Source organism: Pseudomonas parafulva (assembly GCF_002021815.1).
GTDB classification, from domain to species: Bacteria; Pseudomonadota; Gammaproteobacteria; order Pseudomonadales; family Pseudomonadaceae; genus Aquipseudomonas; species Aquipseudomonas parafulva_B.
Genome location: NZ_CP019952.1, coordinates 4435796 through 4453356 on the forward strand (window position 1 = coordinate 4435796; position 17561 = coordinate 4453356).

General features: G+C 55.9%; 12 protein-coding genes and 2 pseudogenes. 7 read left to right on the forward strand and 7 right to left on the reverse strand.

Annotated elements, in window-relative coordinates:
* Nucleotides 1-38 precede the first annotated feature (38 nt).
* Both B2J77_RS20025 and B2J77_RS20030 read left to right on the forward strand, forming a co-directional pair.
* Nucleotides 39-1430: a DUF2868 domain-containing protein gene (locus B2J77_RS20025; RefSeq protein ID WP_078479286.1), complete on the forward strand. Its 1392-nt coding sequence runs from the start codon at nucleotides 39-41 to the stop codon at nucleotides 1428-1430.
* Nucleotides 1423-2787, forward strand: a complete 1365-nt coding sequence (locus tag B2J77_RS20030; RefSeq protein WP_058638150.1) for a GTPase/DUF3482 domain-containing protein — start codon at nucleotides 1423-1425, stop codon at nucleotides 2785-2787. Before B2J77_RS20025 ends, B2J77_RS20030 begins: the two co-directional genes overlap by 8 nt.
* 21 nt (nucleotides 2788-2808) lie before the next feature.
* On the opposite strand, the gene B2J77_RS20035 is transcribed toward B2J77_RS20030, so the two are convergent.
* Complete coding sequence (locus B2J77_RS20035) at nucleotides 2809-5067, reverse strand: heavy metal translocating P-type ATPase (protein ID WP_078479287.1); 2259 nt, start codon at nucleotides 5065-5067, stop codon at nucleotides 2809-2811.
* A gap of 81 nt (nucleotides 5068-5148) precedes the next feature.
* On the opposite strand from B2J77_RS20035, the gene cadR reads away from it, so the two are divergent.
* Nucleotides 5149-5592, forward strand: coding sequence for a Cd(II)/Pb(II)-responsive transcriptional regulator (gene cadR, locus B2J77_RS20040; RefSeq protein ID WP_058638152.1), 444 nt, complete (start codon nucleotides 5149-5151; stop codon nucleotides 5590-5592).
* Between the two features lie 127 nt (nucleotides 5593-5719).
* On the opposite strand, the pseudogene B2J77_RS20045 reads toward cadR, so the two are convergent.
* Nucleotides 5720-6034, reverse strand: a pseudogene (locus B2J77_RS20045) (thymidylate synthase); the annotation flags it as partial.
* A 313-nt stretch (nucleotides 6035-6347) separates the two neighbouring features.
* Here B2J77_RS20045 and B2J77_RS20050 point away from each other — a divergent pair.
* From B2J77_RS20050 to B2J77_RS20060, 3 genes are all read left to right on the forward strand, one after another.
* Entirely contained in the window at nucleotides 6348-10838 is a 4491-nt protein-coding gene (locus tag B2J77_RS20050; RefSeq protein ID WP_078479288.1) for an AAA family ATPase, read from the forward strand.
* Nucleotides 10839-10958: 120 nt separating this feature from the next.
* Nucleotides 10959-12521, forward strand: coding sequence for a DUF5677 domain-containing protein (locus B2J77_RS20055; RefSeq protein ID WP_078479289.1), 1563 nt, complete (start codon nucleotides 10959-10961; stop codon nucleotides 12519-12521).
* Nucleotides 12522-12609: 88 nt separating this feature from the next.
* Complete coding sequence (locus tag B2J77_RS20060) at nucleotides 12610-12744, forward strand: type II toxin-antitoxin system Phd/YefM family antitoxin (protein ID WP_078479290.1); 135 nt, start codon at nucleotides 12610-12612, stop codon at nucleotides 12742-12744.
* 905 nt (nucleotides 12745-13649) lie between these two features.
* On the opposite strand, the gene B2J77_RS20065 is transcribed toward B2J77_RS20060, so the two are convergent.
* From B2J77_RS20065 to B2J77_RS20085, 5 genes and pseudogenes are all read right to left on the reverse strand, one after another.
* The gene (locus B2J77_RS20065) at nucleotides 13650-14702 is read right to left on the reverse strand and encodes an ATP-binding protein (protein ID WP_078479291.1); all 1053 of its coding nucleotides are present in this window, start codon (nucleotides 14700-14702) and stop codon (nucleotides 13650-13652) included.
* Between the two features lie 2 nt (nucleotides 14703-14704).
* Nucleotides 14705-15373 (reverse strand): response regulator, encoded by a 669-nt coding sequence (locus B2J77_RS20070; RefSeq protein ID WP_078479292.1) that lies wholly within the window; start codon nucleotides 15371-15373, stop codon nucleotides 14705-14707.
* Nucleotides 15374-15992: 619 nt separating this feature from the next.
* Nucleotides 15993-16181: pseudogene (locus tag B2J77_RS21690) on the reverse strand (hypothetical protein).
* A 17-nt stretch (nucleotides 16182-16198) separates the two neighbouring features.
* Entirely contained in the window at nucleotides 16199-16597 is a 399-nt protein-coding gene (locus tag B2J77_RS20080) for a hypothetical protein (protein WP_078479293.1), read from the reverse strand.
* Between the two features lie 33 nt (nucleotides 16598-16630).
* Nucleotides 16631-16996 (reverse strand): hypothetical protein, encoded by a 366-nt coding sequence (locus B2J77_RS20085; protein ID WP_078479294.1) that lies wholly within the window; start codon nucleotides 16994-16996, stop codon nucleotides 16631-16633.
* 15 nt (nucleotides 16997-17011) lie between these two features.
* Here B2J77_RS20085 and B2J77_RS20090 point away from each other — a divergent pair, with 15 nt between their 5' ends.
* A complete protein-coding gene (locus tag B2J77_RS20090) occupies nucleotides 17012-17452 on the forward strand; it encodes a 3'-5' exoribonuclease (protein WP_078479295.1) in 441 nt (146 codons plus the stop codon).
* The last annotated feature ends 109 nt before the right edge of the window (nucleotides 17453-17561 follow it).

The following is a 17561-nucleotide window of genomic DNA, read 5'->3' on the forward strand; positions in this document are numbered from 1 at the left end:
CCGCGCGGGTGAGTTATGCTGCTGCCACGACCTGTGCAATGGAACACCCTGTGACTGCACCTTCTTTGCTGGACAAGCGCTGGCTCACCGAGGCGATACGCCTGCGCGAAGAACATGCCGGCCCTCTCGAGGACCAGGAAGCGAACCGCCGTGCCCGCCAGCAAGGCGGCAGCCTGGCCCTGCGCATCGAGACCCGCGCGCTGCTGCTGGCCGAACGCGACGGCTTGACCGCCGCGTTGCGGCGTTGGAAGCAAGGGGCACGCCTGGCGCTGGTGGCGATGGTGTTGATGGCCGTGCTCAGTGGCGGCGGCCTGGCGTTGGCCGCACTGGGTGACGGGCAGCGGCCGGTGAATGTGTTCTGGGCGCTGGGCAGCCTGCTGGGGCTGAACCTGGTCATGTTCCTGGGCTGGTTGATCGGCTTGTTCCTGAGCGGTGAGCACGGCGCGCTGCTGGGGCGGCTTTGGCTGTGGTTGAGCGAACGCTTTGCCCGCGACGCCCGTGCCGCCCACCTGGCGCCGGCCCTGCTGGTGCTGCTGCAACGCCAACGCCTGGGCCGTTGGTTGCTGGGTTTGCTGGTCCACAGCCTGTGGGTGGCGGCCATGCTGAGCGCGGTGGGTGTGCTCCTGACATTGCTGGCCACCCGGCGCTATGGATTCGTCTGGGAAACCACGTTGCTGGCGGCCGAGCCTTTCATCGCCATGACCCAGGCCCTGGGCGCCCTGCCCGCGCTGCTGGGCTTTGCGGTACCTGACCCGGCCATGATTCGGGCCAGCGGTGACACCGCACCGGCCCTGGCCATGACGCGCCAGGCATGGGCCAGCTGGCTGCTGGGCGTGGTAGTGGTCTATGGCGTGCTGCCGCGTCTGCTCCTGGCTGGCGTGTGCCTGTGGCGCTGGCAGCAAGGGCGCCAACGCCTGGCGCTGGACACGAACCTGCCAGGCTACATGCCGCTGCGCGACAGGCTGATGCCCAACAGCGAGCGCCTGGGCGTGCAGGACGATGCGCCCGACACACTGCCGCAATTCAAGGCTCAGCCGTCACTCATTGAAAATGCCGGCGCACTGCTGGTCGGCGTCGAGCTGGATGATCAGCGCCCTTGGCCGCCGTCATTGCCCGCCAATGTCGCTGATGCCGGTGTGCTGGACAGCCGGGAGTCGCGGCATCGTCTGCTTGAGCAACTGGGGCGTTTTCCACCCGCGCGCCTGGCCATTGCCCTCGACCCTGAGCGCTCGCCGGACCGCGGTAGCCTGGCCTTGCTTGCCGAGCTGGCGCGCAATGCAGGCAGTACGCGTATCTGGCTGTTGCCTGCTGTCGCTGATCAGCTTCGCGACGAACGGCGCCTGAATGACTGGCGTGAAGCCCTGGATCGCCTGGGGCTCCCTCATGCTGACACTTTACCGTTGGCTTGGTTGGAGCACGGTCATGACTGAGCCCTTGAAGCTGGCCGTGGTAGGCCACACCAACGTGGGCAAGACCTCGCTGCTACGCACCCTCACGCGTGACGTCGGTTTCGGGGAGGTCTCGCATCGCCCCAGCACCACACGCCATGTGGAAGGGGCTCGCTTGTCCGTGGACGGGGAGCCTCTGCTGGAGCTCTACGACACACCGGGCCTGGAAGACGCCATCGCCCTGCTCGACTACCTCGAACGTCTCGAACGCCCTGGCGAGCGCCTGGATGGCCCGGCGCGGCTGGAGCGCTTTCTGCAGGGCAGCGAGGCGCGCCAGCGCTTCGAGCAGGAGGCCAAGGTGCTGCGCCAGCTGCTGGCAAGCGATGCCGGGCTCTATGTCATCGACGCCCGCGAGCCGGTGCTGGCCAAGTACCGTGACGAACTCGACGTGCTGGCCAGCTGTGGCAAGCCACTTCTGCCGGTGCTCAACTTTGTCTCCAGCCCCCAGCATCGCGAACCGCAGTGGCGTCAAGCCCTCGCCCGGCTTGGGCTTCATGCATTAGTGAGATTCGACACCGTAGCCCCACCAGAAGATGGCGAGCGCCGCCTGTATGAGAGCCTCGCCCTGCTGCTGGAAGATGCACGCCCTAGCTTGCAGCGCCTGATCGACGATCAGCAGGCCCAACGGGTGGCCCGCCAGCAAGGTGGCAAACGCCTGATCGCCGAATTGCTGCTGGACTGCGCCGCCTGTCGTCGCAGCGTGGAAGGTGATCCTTCTGCCCAGGCACAGGCCATCGAGGCGCTCCACCAGGCCGTGCGCCAGCGCGAACAGCGCTGCGTGGAGGCTCTGCTCAAGCTCTATGCGTTCCGGCGCGACGACGCGCATGCCAGCGACCTGCCGTTGCTGGACGGGCGCTGGGGGGACGATCTGTTCAATCCTGAAACCCTGAGGCAGCTTGGAGTGCGTGTAGGCGGCGGTGTAGCGGCAGGCGCGGCGGCCGGGGCCGGCGTGGACCTGCTGGCAGGTGGGCTTACCCTGGGCGTCGCCGCCTTGGCCGGGGCCATCGCCGGCGGCGCCCTGCAGACGGCACGCGGCTATGGCGCGCGCCTGATGGGCAAGCTCAAGGGCAAACGCGAGCTGACCGTCGACGATACCGTCCTGCGCTTGCTAGCCTTGCGTCAGCAACAGCTGATGGTGGCACTGGACCACCGTGGGCACGCCGCTCAGGACAGTATTCGCCTGGGCCCCTTGGATGAAAAGACCTGGCGTCAGGGCAAGCTGCCCGAACCGCTGGTGCGGGCTCGCGCGCACCCGCAATGGTCCACGCTCAACCCAGGTGCTAAACCGAACCAGGCCCAGCGTCAGGAGCAGCTCGAAGCGCTGGTGCAGCAACTCTAGGCCTGGCCTTTCAGGCGGTGGTCACTTGCGCAACAAGCGCAGACCGTTGAACACCACCAGCAGGCTCACGCCCATATCGGCGAATACGGCCATCCACATGGTGGCCAGCCCGGCGAAGGTAATGCCCAGGAAAATCGCCTTGATCGCCAAGGCCAGCACGATATTTTGCTTGAGGATCGCTGCGGTGTGCCGCGACAGCCTGATGAACGCAGGGATCTTGCGCAGGTCATCGTCCATCAGCGCCACATCGGCCGTTTCGATGGCAGTGTCGGTGCCAGCCGCCGCCATGGCGAAGCCGATTTCGGCCCTGGCCAGCGCCGGCGCGTCGTTGATGCCGTCCCCGACCATGCCGACGCGATGACCTTGGTCGTACAGCGCCTGGATGCTACTGAGCTTGTCGGCTGGCAGAAGGTTACCTTCGGCCCGATCAATGCCTACCGTACGCGCGATGGCCGCGGCGGTGTGCGGGTTGTCACCGGTCAGCATGGCTGTCTGGATGCCCAGTGCATGAAGCTCGGCAATGGCTTGCCGGCTGCTTTGCTTGACGGTATCGGCCACCGCAAACAATGCCAGGGGGCCTGATGCGTTGAGCAGCAACACCACCGTCTTGCCCTGCTGTTCCAAGGCATCGAGCTGGACTTCCAGTTCGGGTGAACACAGCCCCAGCTCCTCGACCAGGCGATGGTTGCCCAGGTGCAACACCTCACCCTCGATGGTGCCACGCACGCCACGGCCCGCGAGCGCGGTGAAATCCCGGACCTCACTGTGGGGCAGGTCGTTGTCCTGGCCGAACTGGGCTATCGCTCGCGACACGGGGTGATCGGAGCGTGCAGCCAAGCTCGATGCCAGGGCCTGCGCACGATGCTCGAACGCCGGTTGCAGGGCCTTGAAGTCTGTCTGGACCGGCTTGCCGTGGGTGATCGTGCCGGTCTTGTCCAGGGCCAGAAAGTCCAGGTGGCGCCCGCCTTCGAGGTACACCCCGCCCTTGATCAGGATGCCTTTGCGCGCCGCAGCCGCCAGGCCACTGACGATGGTGACGGGGGTCGAGATCACCAGTGCACAGGGACATGCCACTACCAGCAGCACAAGCGCACGATACACCCAGTCGAACCAGGTGCCGTCCAGCAGAAGCGGCGGGACGATCGCCACGGCCAGCGCAAGGGCCAGCACCGCCGGCGTATAGATCCGCGAAAACCGGTCGACGAAGCGCTGGGTTGGCGCCCGCGCCCCTTGCGCCTGCTCGACGGCCTTGATGATGCGAGCCAGTGTGGACTGACCGGCCACGGCGGTGGCTTTGATTTCCAGGGCACCTGCCTGGTTGATGGTGCCGGCGAAGACCTTGTCGCCCAGGCCCTTCTCCACCGGCAGGCTTTCACCGGTTATCGGGGACTGATCGACGCTGGACTGCCCGCTGATCACCTGGCCATCGAGCCCGATACGCTCGCCTGGCCGTACGCGCATCGTCGCGCCGACAACGACTTCACGTACGTCCATTTCGCGCCATTGGCCGTCGGCCTGTTGCACGGTCGCCATGTCCGGTGCCAACTGCATGAGCCCGCCAATGGCATTGCGTGCACGGTCCAGCGAGCGGGCTTCGATCAGTTCGGCCACGGTAAAGAGCACCATCACCATGGCTGCTTCCGGCCATTGGCCGATCAGCAACGCACCGGTGACCGCGATGCTCATGAGGGCGTTGATGTTGAGGTTGCGGTTTTTTAGCGCAATCCAGCCCTTCTTGTAGGTACCCAGACCACAACCCAGGATCGCCGCCAGTGCCAGCGCGGCCACCAGCCATTGCGGCGCGAGCTGGGCGAAGTGCACGATTTCGGCGCCCAGGGCTGCCAGGCCGGACAGCGCCAGCGGCCACCAACCCTGCTGGCGCGGCGGCGCTGGCACGGTAGCGCTGTCCGCATCACCCACGAGCGGCTCGGCTTTCATCCCCAGGCTGTCGATGGCCCGTTCGATGTCGGACGTGCCATCGAGCGTGTGCCTGACCCCCAGGATGCGACTGATGAGGTTGAATTCCAGCGCCTCGATGCCAGCCATCTTGCCCAGTTTGTCCTGGATCAGCGTCTGCTCGGTCGGACAATCCATGGCATCGATACGGAAACGGCTGAGCTGGGCCTGCTCGCTGGGAATGGACGTCAACTGCACGTGGGCAGGCGCGGCCTGCGTGCTGCAACAGGTATGACCCTGATCGCCATGGCGCACGTCGTCATGGGCATGGTCATGATTGTGCTCATGATGATGCGTGTGTTCAGGGCTGACAGACTTGTTCATGGGTCATCCTTAATTGAGTCTGTTGCCAAGTGAACACCCTGTAGCCACTATAGGGTCAAGCGAATGCCAGGAGTTTTCAACATGAAGATCGGCGACCTTGCCAAGGCGACGGACTGCGCTGTGGAGACCATTCGTTACTACGAACGCGAAAAGCTCCTGCCTGAGCCTGCGCGCAGCGAGGGCAATTACCGGATGTATACCCAAGAGCATGTCGAGCGCCTGACATTCATACGCAACTGCCGCACGCTGGACATGACGCTCGATGAAATCCGCAGCCTGCTGCAGCTGCGTGACAGCCCTCAGGCCTCGTGCGGCAGCGTGAATGCCTTGATCGACGAGCATATCGAGCACGTCCAGGCCCGGCTCGATGGGTTGGTGGCATTACAGGCGCAACTGATGGATTTGCGAAGACGGTGTAACGAGGAAGGCGCGCAATGCGCCATTTTGCAGCAGCTAGAAACCAACGGCGCTGTGACGGTGCCAGACATCGAGCATTCACATGTTGGGCGTAGCCATGGGCATTAGTGGGCGTGACTAGCCTGCCGGAACAATGGTCTTGCGCCGCATCCAAGGGCTAGCGGATTTCGGGTAGGAGCGTCCCGGCTAGGCCGCTCCTGTGGGGATCGTACACTGGGGGTATGAAAGGGATCCCTCAGACCGCCATCGGCGCCGTCATCGGGGCATGATGCTCATACCCTTCGAGCCAGAAATCACTCGGCTCGATCTGCTCAAGCCACTGCGGCTCGTACTTGCCTGTGTCGGCGAACGCCGGGACCCGATCGCTTATCACCAGTTTGGGCGCTTCCAGCGGCTCGCGCTTGAGCTGCTCGCTGAGCATGTCCAGGTGGTTCTCGTACACATGGGCGTCGCCGATGAAATAGGTGAACCAGCGCGGCGTGTAGCCGGTCAGCCGGCCGAACAGCGCCAGCAATGCCGCTCCTTCGGTGAGGTTGAATGGTGTACCCAGTGGCTTCTTCCTACCGCACAACTGCACATTTCAAAACAAAATCTAGCCATATCAGGCAATCTTGCCATGTGCAGGATTATAATTGCACAGTACGCTTATAAAATCAAGCACTTAGCAAGGTTTAACCCTCAATTTCGTCCAGCCCACGCCTCACGCGGCCTAGGCCAGAGCTGTGGTCAGCCGGATCGCTTTGCCCCCACCTAAATCCCCCTCTTTGCAGCAGTTTGTGCAAGCACCCGCGTCCCCTCAAAACGGATACACTCGACCAGGCAATTTGCTATCACTCCTCCAGTTTCTCGCTACGGACACCCGCATGGATTACACACGCATCAGGGGCATGGAATCAGGACAGCGCCTCGCCTTCGAAGAACTCATCTGCCAACTGGCTCGACGAGAAAGGCCAGCCGCTGACGCGGAATTCAGGCGAATAGAAGGTGCCGGCGGGGACGGGGGAATCGAGGCATATTGGTTGCTCGATGACGGGAGCGAGATCGGATATCAAGCCAAATACTATACAAAGTCTCGAGAAATAAATTGGGCAAACATCGATGACTCTGTAGAGACCGCTCTAAAGGCTCACCCAGAGCTGACCAAGTACGTCATTGCGCTCCCATGTGATCTTACTGACAAAACCGGAAAACAAGGTCGTGGCAATACTGGCTGGCAGTCTTGGAACGCACGAAAAGCTAAATGGACTGAACTCGTTGCGCCAGGTAAAAGCATAGAATTCATTGTTTGGACAGCCTCGGATATCACTGATCGGCTAGCCCATCCATCAGCAGAAGGCCTCCGCCGCTTCTGGTTTGGTGATTTTGAGTTCTCGGCCCGTTGGTTCTCTGACCACATCGCTTTGGCCATTAAGTCGCTGGATGAAAGATATCACCCTGAAGACCATGTTGAAGTCGGGATAGAGCGGGTATTTCGAATAGCGTTACGCGACCCCAGCATCATCACAGAGATCCAAGAACAGATCGCCAAAATTTACGCCGCAGCTCAACTCAAATCCGTTGGAAAAACCTTAAGTGGCCAGGTCGACCAAATAGAAAAAATTGAGCAGGAAATTGGTTCGCTCGAAAGTCTATCTCAGCAATTCACAACCGACGCCTGGAGAAACTGGCCTCTAAGGGAAGTCATACAAAGCGTTGAGAATATCTCGGATAACGTCCATGACTTAGAACTAGCCGTGTGGAAATTGCGTGAGTCGATGCCGGAGCAGCCAAAGTCTGGATTTTCTGCGCTGGACTCAGCCGACCACACACTTAGAAAACTTAGTGATGTAGCTTATACTTTCAGATCTTATATACAAAAGCGCCATTTCTCCGCCGAATACCAACGCAGTATTCTCATATATGGAAAAGCTGGAACAGGGAAATCACATCTTTTAGGGAGCATCGCCGAAAGCGCCATAACAGAAGGCCGGCCTGTCTTCTTGATCCTTGGCCAGCACTTAACTGCAGAAAATATTTGGACTCAGATATCCAGGCGGCTCGGTATAGATAAGATCAACCCCGATGCTTTACTGCAGGCTCTGAGCGCGGCAGCCGATGCCAGCGGTAAGCGCGGTCTCATCCTAGTAGATGCGGTCAATGAAGGGGCAGGGCTGGCACTTTGGCGTAATGAGCTAGCAGAATTCATCGCTAGGGTTGAGCGCCACGCCAATCTCCTACTCGTGTTCAGTTGCAGAACCGAATACAAGCCTTATGTCATCCCTAAATCGTTAGAGGAGACGATTCCATCGTTTCGAATTCAAGGATTCGAAACTAAGGAAGAGCAATCACGCGCAGCGAGGGTCTACTTGGGTGGTCGTGGGATCTCCCAACCTAATACCCCATGGCTGGCAGCAGAGTTTGTCAATCCACTCTTCCTGCGCAGCGCTTGTGTCGCTCTGAAGCTAGAAGGCCTCAAACATTTCCCCAAGGGACTTGTGGGTACGAAGCAGGTATTCTCCTTCTACACAAAAAGCATTGCCCGGAACATGGGTGTAGGAAGAGATGGCAGCGACGAACTGGTCATACCCACAAACCAGGCACTCGCTGCGATTGCTGCTTATATGGCTACCCATAGGCGAGACTTCGTACCTCACATTGATGCAATTCGAATCGTTGGAGAAAAGTTCCACGCATATCCTACTCCCCCTGGGATAACTTGGTTCGAGGCCCTTCAGAGAAACGGACTTTTTAGACTAGACCCTAATCCCAGAGGCTGGGATGCTGATCCGTTCGCAGTCCCGGATGATATAGTTCGCTTCAGCTTCCAACGCCTTCAAGACTATTTAATGGCTTCTGGCCTTCTGAAGGAAGTTGATGACCCATCGGAAGCCTTGCGAGCTGGCACACTTCAATTTATCCACGATGGAGAAAGTATTCACGGCGAATGGGCCGGGCTTACAGACGCACTTTCTGTGCAGCTGCCTGAGCTATTTGATCAAGAATTACTTGATCTCCTACCTGGAGACATTGGAGTTTGGGCTGATGATTACGCCGTTGGCAACGCATTCATCGAAAGCCTAAGATGGAGGAATAACGACTCATTTACTGAACGCACCCTGGAAATATTCGAGGCGTTCGTTAAGGCTGAAGAGGAACACTTCGATATAGTTGTCCAGGTAAGTGCGAATGTGGGGCACCCGTGGAATGCCAAGGTGCTTCACAAAAAACTAATCAACCTAAGCATGGCAAATCGGGATGCTCACTGGACTGTACTTATTAACGAGCTTCCCTTAGGCGAAGGTGATACCGCACGGAGACTGATCGAGTGGAGCGCCTTTGAGCAAAATGAACGTACTGATCCGGAAGTTCAGCACCTCTGCGCGATCACTCTCACGTGGTTCCTCGCGAGTTCGAACCGCGAGCTGCGTGATAAATCAACCAAGGCGCTTACGTCCTTGATGATTCACAACCTATCCCTCTATGCGAAGCTTTCTCAAGCCTTCTACGAAGTCGACGACCTCTATGTACTAGAGCGCCTCCACACAGCCGCTTATGGTGCGTGCTGCATTAGACATGACGAGAAAATTCTACGTGAATTTGCTGGCGTTGCTTACGAGACCGTATTCAATCGTGAAGATGTTACTGCATCCATTCTGCTCAGAGATGCTGCTTTCGGAATCATTGAGCTTGCACACGCCAGAGGCCACCTGCCCAGCACTGTAGACATGCTGCAATCAAGGCCGCCCTATACTTCCAAGGCAATTCGCCTGGCAGTTACTGAGGAAGCGCTGGAAAAAGCGGCCAATCGAGCGGGCGACTCCCAAATACAAGACTCTTGCTCTCAGTGGGGAGGTGATTTTGGATGCTACGAGATACGCCCGCGCGTTAGCTCATTTGCGAATGTGTCCCTGAGCAAGGCTGAACCTCTCACTCCGACTGAACGGTATGAAGTCTTCGAGCAAGAAGTCATAGATCATTGCCCTATACGTGTTGAGCTCCTGGAGCTGATGCGTACCTTCGCGCCCAATCGCTTCCGAGATCTCGCCATGCGTCGGAAGGGTAAAGCTGCAAAAGACTACTCAGAACACTTCAGGGACTGCGAAAAGCTGCTTCTGATGAGATTGAGCACAAAGGAGAAAGCCCGGTATCGCAAGGAGTACAAACCACGTTTCAACAATGAAGATGGCCGGCCAGACCCTGTGCCGCATATCGACATAGCCGCTGCCCAACTCTGGGTTGCTAAACGAGCCTATGCTCTTGGGTGGACGAAAAAGCTCTTCCCCAACGACCGAAGCAGGCGGCATGACTACAGCCGAGACCGGCCTCTCGTCGAACGGATTGGCAAGAAGTACCAGTGGCTAGCTCTGGATGAGCTCCTGTGCAGCCTTGCTGACAATAAATGGATGTCGGAACGAGCCCTCCACGGGTCGCGCCAATATGCAGGGCCACTCGACATCGGCTTCCACCGTGACATTGATCCCACGATCCTGCTTCCTGCCGAGCTTCTTACCAAGCCCGAAGACTCTATTGCGAGATGCGAGATCAGCATGCGAGAGACTTCCGAGGCAGAGCTTGGCAAGTGGCCGTTTGAGGAGAATCCCGCGACAAACATGCCTAACCTTTTGGTCAGGAAGGATTTGGCTGGCCAGGACTGGGTGGTTCTGCACGAGCATCGCTCGGAGACAGAACGTTACAAGGACAAATCCGACCGCGAGCATGGCCAAAGAAAGCAGGAGTGGCGTTTTCTGTTGCCCGTAATTGTTAGGCACGAAGACCAAGAGGCGCTCATAAAGTACATCCGCCTGCAGAAAGAGATCCGGGTGGACAACTGGTCGACGCGCAACTCAACTGACAATGGCTATCTTCTGGAGGCCCCTTGGCGCTCGACTTGGGATCAGGAGCAGTGGTCAATCATGGATTTTTACAACATCGGTGAGGTCGAGGTTGCTTATCCTTGCTTCCGCTACCACTGGGAGTCACACCTGGACGCCTCGCTGACGGACGGCGCCCATGCCCTGATACCCGCGCCCTGGTTGGCCAAACGCCTCGGTCTGAGACCAGATCACGCAAACCCGAATATTTACGTTGGCGCCTCCGGCACTCCTCTCTTCGTCAGTGGGCAGAGCAGAGATGACGGCTCACACGCCTTCATTGACCAAGATCTGTTCAACACCTTCCTTGAGGAAGATGGTCTCTCTTGCATATGGGTGTTCGTCACCGAGCGAGGAGCTTGGCCTGATGGAGGTAACCACCATGCGTCTTGGCGCCGCTCTGAAGGCATCGTCTGGCACAGCAAGGGGAAACCCCAGATCCATCACTGGAAACGGGACACAGACAAGAGCGAGACAGAGGAGCCGCTTGATTTTGAATCGTGAGATCAGAAGTGTGAAACAGGCTGTTTGATCTGAACTCAGCTCCGCTTCGCTTTACGCTTCACCCCGAATTGATTGTATTAATCAACTCGAAGCGGTGGACAGGCAACCAAGGAGGAATTCATGTCGAAGAAAAAGAAAAAAATGCATCGCCCCGGCAAGATCACCACCCCTCTGGCCGGACACAAGAAGGTAGGAAAAGCCTTGGTTCCTCCGTTCATGCAGCTACCCGGCATGAGCTTTTCCTCTTGGGCAAATGATCGTCTTCCAGACATGTTGTGGGCATGCCTAGTCATCACCGTGATCCCTCGAAAAGAGGCGATTGAGGTCTTCCGAGACATTGCTGGAATAGGTCTTAAGTATCGACAGGATGATGAGCCCCACCAGGGTGCAGAGCCCAAGCAAGCTCGCGGCTGGACACTTCGCCATGCTGACTTGCCAAATCAGCCTAGAGAGCTATTCAACGCATTGGTGGCTCGGGTGCTCCGTTGTCACGCTGGCCTGCAGGCACTACGTCCGCTTTTGCTCCTCGACAGCCTTCCGGGACTGCAGTGGTGGAAGGCGGCACTGGACACTGATCCTGTAGATGATGATTGGCAGACCTTGGGGCAGGCGGTACTCAAAACGTTCGACCATCAATCACAAGAAGCTACGGATGTGCGTTGGTTGAGTGTTCTTTTCAAGATCGGGCTGGGCGAGCTGCATGTTTTCGAAGGACTAAGGGAGCGAGTACAAGAGCTCATTGAGTATCCGTACCGTGGCGAAATGAGATCCGTCCGCCCCTCAATTCGGTCAATGGAAATGGCGGTTGCTACTCTGAAGCCAGATCAAGCGCCCAATCTGTGGCCCGAGGCATTTTGGGCCTACATGCTTGAGCGTACCGTTTGCCTGCCCGCCCCCCTGAAATCGAGAGGCCGCGCTAGTCACGACCCGCTGGCTTTATCAAAGGCCATCAATGACGTTCGAGAGGCTCTTCTTGAGCACTGGTACTCGTCTCTTAGCACATCTGGCTTGAATCCCAAGCATGATGGCGCCTTCGGCTTCGGTTTCTACGCGCTGGCGTGTCTCGCCGAGATGAGCATGGGGCCTATGAGCTCAGCAATCACAGGCCGCCTGCTGCTCCGCTCGCTCACAGAATGCCGGATATCCCTAGCCTATCTTGTTCGAAACGGCACCGACGAGATGTGGAAGAAATTCCGATCTTATGGCGCCGGCCAGGCCAAGCTAGCCTTGTTGAAGCATGAGGAAATGTCTGGGCAAAAGCCTCAATTCGTTACCTTGGAAACGCTTGAGGCGCTGGCGAACGAAGACTACTTCCAAGAATACGTGGAGATCGACCTAGGCCATTGGTGCGGAAAAGATCTTCGCCGCCTGGCAGAGGAGTCTGGGACGAAGGAAGACTACGACCGCTACTACGGGTGGGCTTCCGGATTCGTCCACGGCCAATGGGGCGCGATGCGTGACACGAACTTCACTCACTGCCTTAACCCTTTGCATCGATTCCATCGTATCCCCCTGCCGTTCCACCGGATGCTGGAGCCCACAATTGACGACGCATTGCATTTGGTAAACCGCATACTCGACGACGTCAACGCAGCGTATCCAGGCTTTGAAGCTCGCCTCATTGTCGAGGATGCACCAGGGGACGAAGAAGAGAGCACTGAGGCACCTGCTGAGCCGGCCTAAATGCCACATCGCAAACCGCCAAACCGGCTCCGGCAGAGTACGACTCGAGGACGTCGCTGAAGTGATGCAAAAATAGGAAGAGGTCTAGATGCAGGTGCTCAGCTTAACGCAGGCAAGAAGGCGCTTCAGGCGGCTCATGAGGCTCCTGCAGGAAGGCCGTTCATTCGTGATCACCAGGAATGGAAACCCGGTCTGCAAGCTTGAGCCGCCTGAAGTCAAATGACTCGAGGAAATGGCCTGTTTGCCAGCCAGGTAGCGGGGTGAAAATATCCGCAAAAAATGCGAAAAATCATGATTGCTGCAGCACTGCAGGCTAGACGCAGCGTTGGGTTCAGGGCTTTTCTGAATCCGCAGATTTGGTGCTTGGCGTGCATGCCCGTCAGTTCAGAACGCTAGTGGCTCGACCCTGCGGGGACAGCTGTCGTTAACCGCACCGTGGCTTCACCATGTTCCGGCCTTACTGAGCTTCCATCCTCACGCCTCCGGCAATGGCCGGCGCGCTCCGCTTGCCTCCGGAAAACGCCAGATCAACGCTGCTTATAATGATCCCACTTGGGATCATTGCCCCACAAAAACGGGCGTAGTGTTCCATTCTGGGTGCATTACGGCGGTGCTGCGGCATGAGCGTAGACATGGATTCATTTGGCCCATGTCCAAGGTGTCGTTTGCACCAATTGGGCACAAAGGAGTACCCGGATACACAAAGAGTACACCTGTACTCTCGCCCGACGTTTTTTTCTGCTCAGTGCCAAGCATTGAGATCGGAATAGTGTCGAGATGGTTATCGAGCACCTTTACGAGTTCTGTGAGATTCTAGAGGCGGCTCTGGAAGCCCGCTCCTTAGGCGAGCCTACGGTCAAGCTAAGCGAATTGCTTATAGTTCATCTGAAAAAATCGAGAATTCACTTATATCTATATTTTACCCTAGGCATCATCTCGATTAATAGCAAAGACAGACATGATTTTTATAACCCTTGTCACGCTCCACTCTTGAATGGAAGCCCCACAATAAAGTTGTGGCCACCCATTAGGAAATGGCACAGGACTTAAAAACCCCGTACCACCCTTGAGCAGCCTGCCAGCTAATTACTCAGCCACCAGAAACGCGATTGATCTAGCAATAAAAAATCATTTAACCGCAACACTAGATCGTGCAAACAAAATCCTAAATACATTATCTTGATAAATAAGATCTTGCATGGTACTAAACGGGGCGGCTGTAGAGAAGTCAGGAATCACCTCTATAGTCGCCTTGTTATACCCAAGCAACTCTTTAACTCTAGCCAACCCAATACCATGACCCGACTTCAAGATTTTTCTTGAGTAGTACCCAGAATACCCTTCATCGAAAATCAACTCTAGCTCTTCTGGCTTGATCTGAAGGCTATTCATGCGAAACAAAACCTCCACCTGACCAAATGAATTTTTTGATACATTTACTACCAACTCTGATTTTCGCCGAATGTACTTTACCGCATTTTCAGCCAAATGATATAGCGCAACCTGCAATGTTTCATAATCACACTCAATAAACTCATTACACTCTCCGACTTTCACCACAACCTCGTTGTCAGTGAAATCCGGAAAGAACACGTAAAAAACATTCATTAAAATGCGATGAATTGAATGCCGCTTTAGAGCTAATTTTACATCCCCATTAGATAAAGTATTATAAACAGATATTTCCACCTTCATCTTCAAGCAATTTTTCGCAATTCTCACTAGAGACAATGAAGCATCATAACTATCACTAGCGACACACTCTGTTATCCGATCTTTCCACCCACCACGTTTTTTATCCTCCATGACCTCTTGCGGTATGATCGAATAAACCTCCTGGAGGTTATGTGCATTAAGCGTAACTAGATTATGAATCATTCTATTAGCTTGCACTCGCGAATCAGCGGCAATCTCAGAATGAATTTTCTGTATACCCGCCATGCAATTAAACAGAAATTCAACTTGCTTGAAAAACAATCTTGTGCTTTTAATCAAATCCCCATCACAGGTAGCAACATAAATCGTGACATCTTGCTTACGATAAATTCCTATTCGATATTCAATCTCGAAAATCTTTACCTTCTTGCTGGCCTCAGATAGCCCTGCGTAGAATTCAAGATAGCCAGATGGCAAAGTATCACAAACAACACCCGCACCATTAGTTATTCTATAATACTGCATGCTCATCCCTTCGCATACTGCTCGACAATTGACTGGAATTGGTAAGGATCTGCATCCTTGGGTAAAAAGTCGTCTACTTCTCTCAATGCCCTGTGAAATCTATCACCTGTTTGTTCCGCCGAATAAATAATGATTTTTTTCTCAGGATACTTACGCTTAAGTGCAGAAGCCAATCCTAGACCTTGCTCTGAAAAACCAAGCTCGACTCCTACCCCCTGAATATCTACAAAAATCATGTCGGCCTGGTAAACCTCAGCTTGATCTAGACTATCGATATCTTTAACCAGCTTAGTATGCACCCACCCAGACTTTTTCAAAATTTTAACGAGCTTGAAAGTAGTCTCATCATCAATGAATAGAATCCTGGTATTATTTTTCTTTCTCTCCAGGCTAACTTCAGTCTTTGACTCCGCCCCCCCAGCCCCTACTGGATTGTCTTTACCACTCTCTGAAGCATAAACATTTACTGACACAGTAGCCTGTGAGTTACCGGAGCCATTAGATACTTCATTTATAGCGTTTCCGTCTCCCTCTATGCTGTAGGCTTTGCTTGGAGCATCAACACCAGAATTGTTTTTTTTAAGTGCAAGCACATAAAACAAATATGACGCTCCAACCCCTCCAAAAGCCCAAACAAAAAACTCCACCAATGTTATTTTTGTGATATCCATAAAACCTCCTGTCTTGAGTGGAGGCATTATGCCATCGCTAGGCTGCACTGCGAACCACCTCTGCCCCTCATTGGGCAATTCTGCGCATAGAAATGCGACAGCGCTGGCTGATGAGTAGCTACCAACGCCTCCAACGACCTGAGGGTGGATTTCCAAGCGTCTACAGAGCGGAGACCGCAGAAGATGTCAGGTTTCGGCGTTAGAATTCCAGTACGCAATAACGTGGGGATTGAAAGCCTAAGATTTTACCTTGCCTTCAAGGTTTTCCTGTGATCGGCCAATGCCTGATCTCGCACTCCATAAGATCTGTGCTTCTTGAGCAGTGAAACGAATGCGAGGAACGGTTCGGTGATCCCTGATCAGATCCGGGTTGCATCGATAATGTTTCCGGCAACTTCAACTCCCAGAGCAACCCGATTTGAGATTCGCTACCTGCAACAGTAAATTCAAAACGGCAAACCGCTTGGCTACTGTCATACAGACCATGTGTGCGTGAATCTGGCCATGACCTTATGAGCATGCGGCAGCAGCGGTTCGCCGACTAAACCATGTTCAAAACCGTTAACTTTGCCACTGCAGTAGGATTAAGGCACAAGCATCATCCTGCATCGTTCGCTGTTTAGTGCAGGGCCTCACCAAGCGTGCCAACCTTGTGCAACTGGTAATCGATGACGGTTTGATAAAGGTGCTCCGCCTCGATGCGAAGCCGCTCCACCACATCGGCTGGTTGCCCCTCGCCCACAGCCTGCTGATGGTCACGGATCGCTTGGAGGGCTTACCGTAGTAGCGGCTCTCCTGCGTCGGCCATTCCCAGAATCGTCCTCTTCACTTCGAGCACCTACCCTGCCGGCTGGAACGGTGTGCGTTCAGATGCTCAAGCTCTCTCTGCCAGGCCAGAACAAATTTCTCGAAGTCGAGGAAGTACGCCCCCGCAGCCAGGCGAGTGGATCCCACACTCGCTGCCCTAAAGCGCTGACGCCATGGCTCTGGAATACTGTCATCAACGACTAGGCGAATGCCGTTGTGGTACTGAGTTGTGACGGCTGCCATGAGCTCCTGGCTCGAAATCTCACGACCCGTCACCAAGCCCTCGAGAGCCTGATCAACCTCATCGAGCTCCACCAACACCTTCACAGCGGCGGGGTCGCCAGGCTTCTGCTCGGCAAGGGCCCACAAGGCTCTGCGCTTCGCAACTTCGAGTTTGCGCAGCTGGTCGTCGGTCATCACGCAGCACCTCGGTTTGTAACCAGCATCACCTCATATGCCCATTTCATCATCGATGCGGTCTCCCTTCGTCCTGTGAGTGAGCTGGTTCATCGGCAGTCGAGCCATGAGCCCATCGGCCAAATCACTGGCGTGTCGTGAGTACAGCGTGACAGTGCCAGGTATTGCATCACGTAGCGGTACGAATGCACCGACTCTGCCTTGGGCAATTTTCAGTAGATTCAACACTTGGTGGCCCAACGTAGCCGTGGACAGATGATCAACCGTGGCATGCTCCGGGTAGTCAAAAGTGCCCCACAGCTCAACGACGAACTCGAGCAGTAGCTCAGGGCCATAGTGTTCGAGGGCAATCTCCCAAAGCAGGGGCTCCTGGCCGAGGGATAGGCGTTTGCTAGGCATAGAGGATATTCGACTGTGAGACTCTTTCTGGACTGCGAATTCACCGAGCTCAGCCAACAGGCCAAGCTCATCTCCTTGGCGCTGGTCGCCGAGGATGACCGGGAATTCTACGTTGAACTCCTCGACGCGTGGCGAGAAGAAGACTGCAGTGATTTCGTGAGAGAGATCGTACTGCCGCAGTTGTGGGGTGGTGAGTACGCCATGCCGGTCATCGAGGCCAGAGCGGCGCTCCTGCGGTTTCTGGCAACCTACGAAGAAGAGCTCGAGATTGTCACTGACGCACCTGCCTACGACTGGGAGCTGTTTTGCGAGCTCGCCTATCACGATGGGAAATGGCCCCAGAACGTCAGGAACTTCCCCATCGATGCCACGACCCTGACCGCGAAGAATGATGGGGAGGAACTGCCTCACCACGCCCTGCTGGACGCCAGAATCATCACCAGCATGTTCAGTTAAAGAACGTCCCCTGACTGGTGAGAAGGTCGGCTTCAGTTTGGGACAGTTTGGAAATCTTTTGCAATCAGCTTGCAGGCCAATCAATAGCAATATGCCACACCCCGCCTAC

What these genes read in the sequence shown, in the direction of transcription:
- B2J77_RS20035 (WP_078479287.1), bottom strand. Translation starts at nt 5,067, where the DNA reads ATGAACAAGTCTGTCAGCCCTGAACACACGCATCATCATGAGCACAAT.
- B2J77_RS20070 (WP_078479292.1), bottom strand. Translation starts at nt 15,373, where the DNA reads ATGGATATCACAAAAATAACATTGGTGGAGTTTTTTGTTTGGGCTTTT.
- B2J77_RS20050 (WP_078479288.1), top strand. Translation starts at nt 6,348, where the DNA reads ATGGATTACACACGCATCAGGGGCATGGAATCAGGACAGCGCCTCGCC.
- B2J77_RS20085 (WP_078479294.1), bottom strand. Translation starts at nt 16,996, where the DNA reads ATGCCTAGCAAACGCCTATCCCTCGGCCAGGAGCCCCTGCTTTGGGAG.
- B2J77_RS20055 (WP_078479289.1), top strand. Translation starts at nt 10,959, where the DNA reads ATGTCGAAGAAAAAGAAAAAAATGCATCGCCCCGGCAAGATCACCACC.
- B2J77_RS20080 (WP_078479293.1), bottom strand. Translation starts at nt 16,597, where the DNA reads ATGACCGACGACCAGCTGCGCAAACTCGAAGTTGCGAAGCGCAGAGCC.
- B2J77_RS20030 (WP_058638150.1), top strand. Translation starts at nt 1,423, where the DNA reads ATGACTGAGCCCTTGAAGCTGGCCGTGGTAGGCCACACCAACGTGGGC.
- B2J77_RS20025 (WP_078479286.1), top strand. Translation starts at nt 39, where the DNA reads ATGGAACACCCTGTGACTGCACCTTCTTTGCTGGACAAGCGCTGGCTC.
- cadR (WP_058638152.1), top strand. Translation starts at nt 5,149, where the DNA reads ATGAAGATCGGCGACCTTGCCAAGGCGACGGACTGCGCTGTGGAGACC.
- B2J77_RS20065 (WP_078479291.1), bottom strand. Translation starts at nt 14,702, where the DNA reads ATGCAGTATTATAGAATAACTAATGGTGCGGGTGTTGTTTGTGATACT.
- B2J77_RS20060 (WP_078479290.1), top strand. Translation starts at nt 12,610, where the DNA reads ATGCAGGTGCTCAGCTTAACGCAGGCAAGAAGGCGCTTCAGGCGGCTC.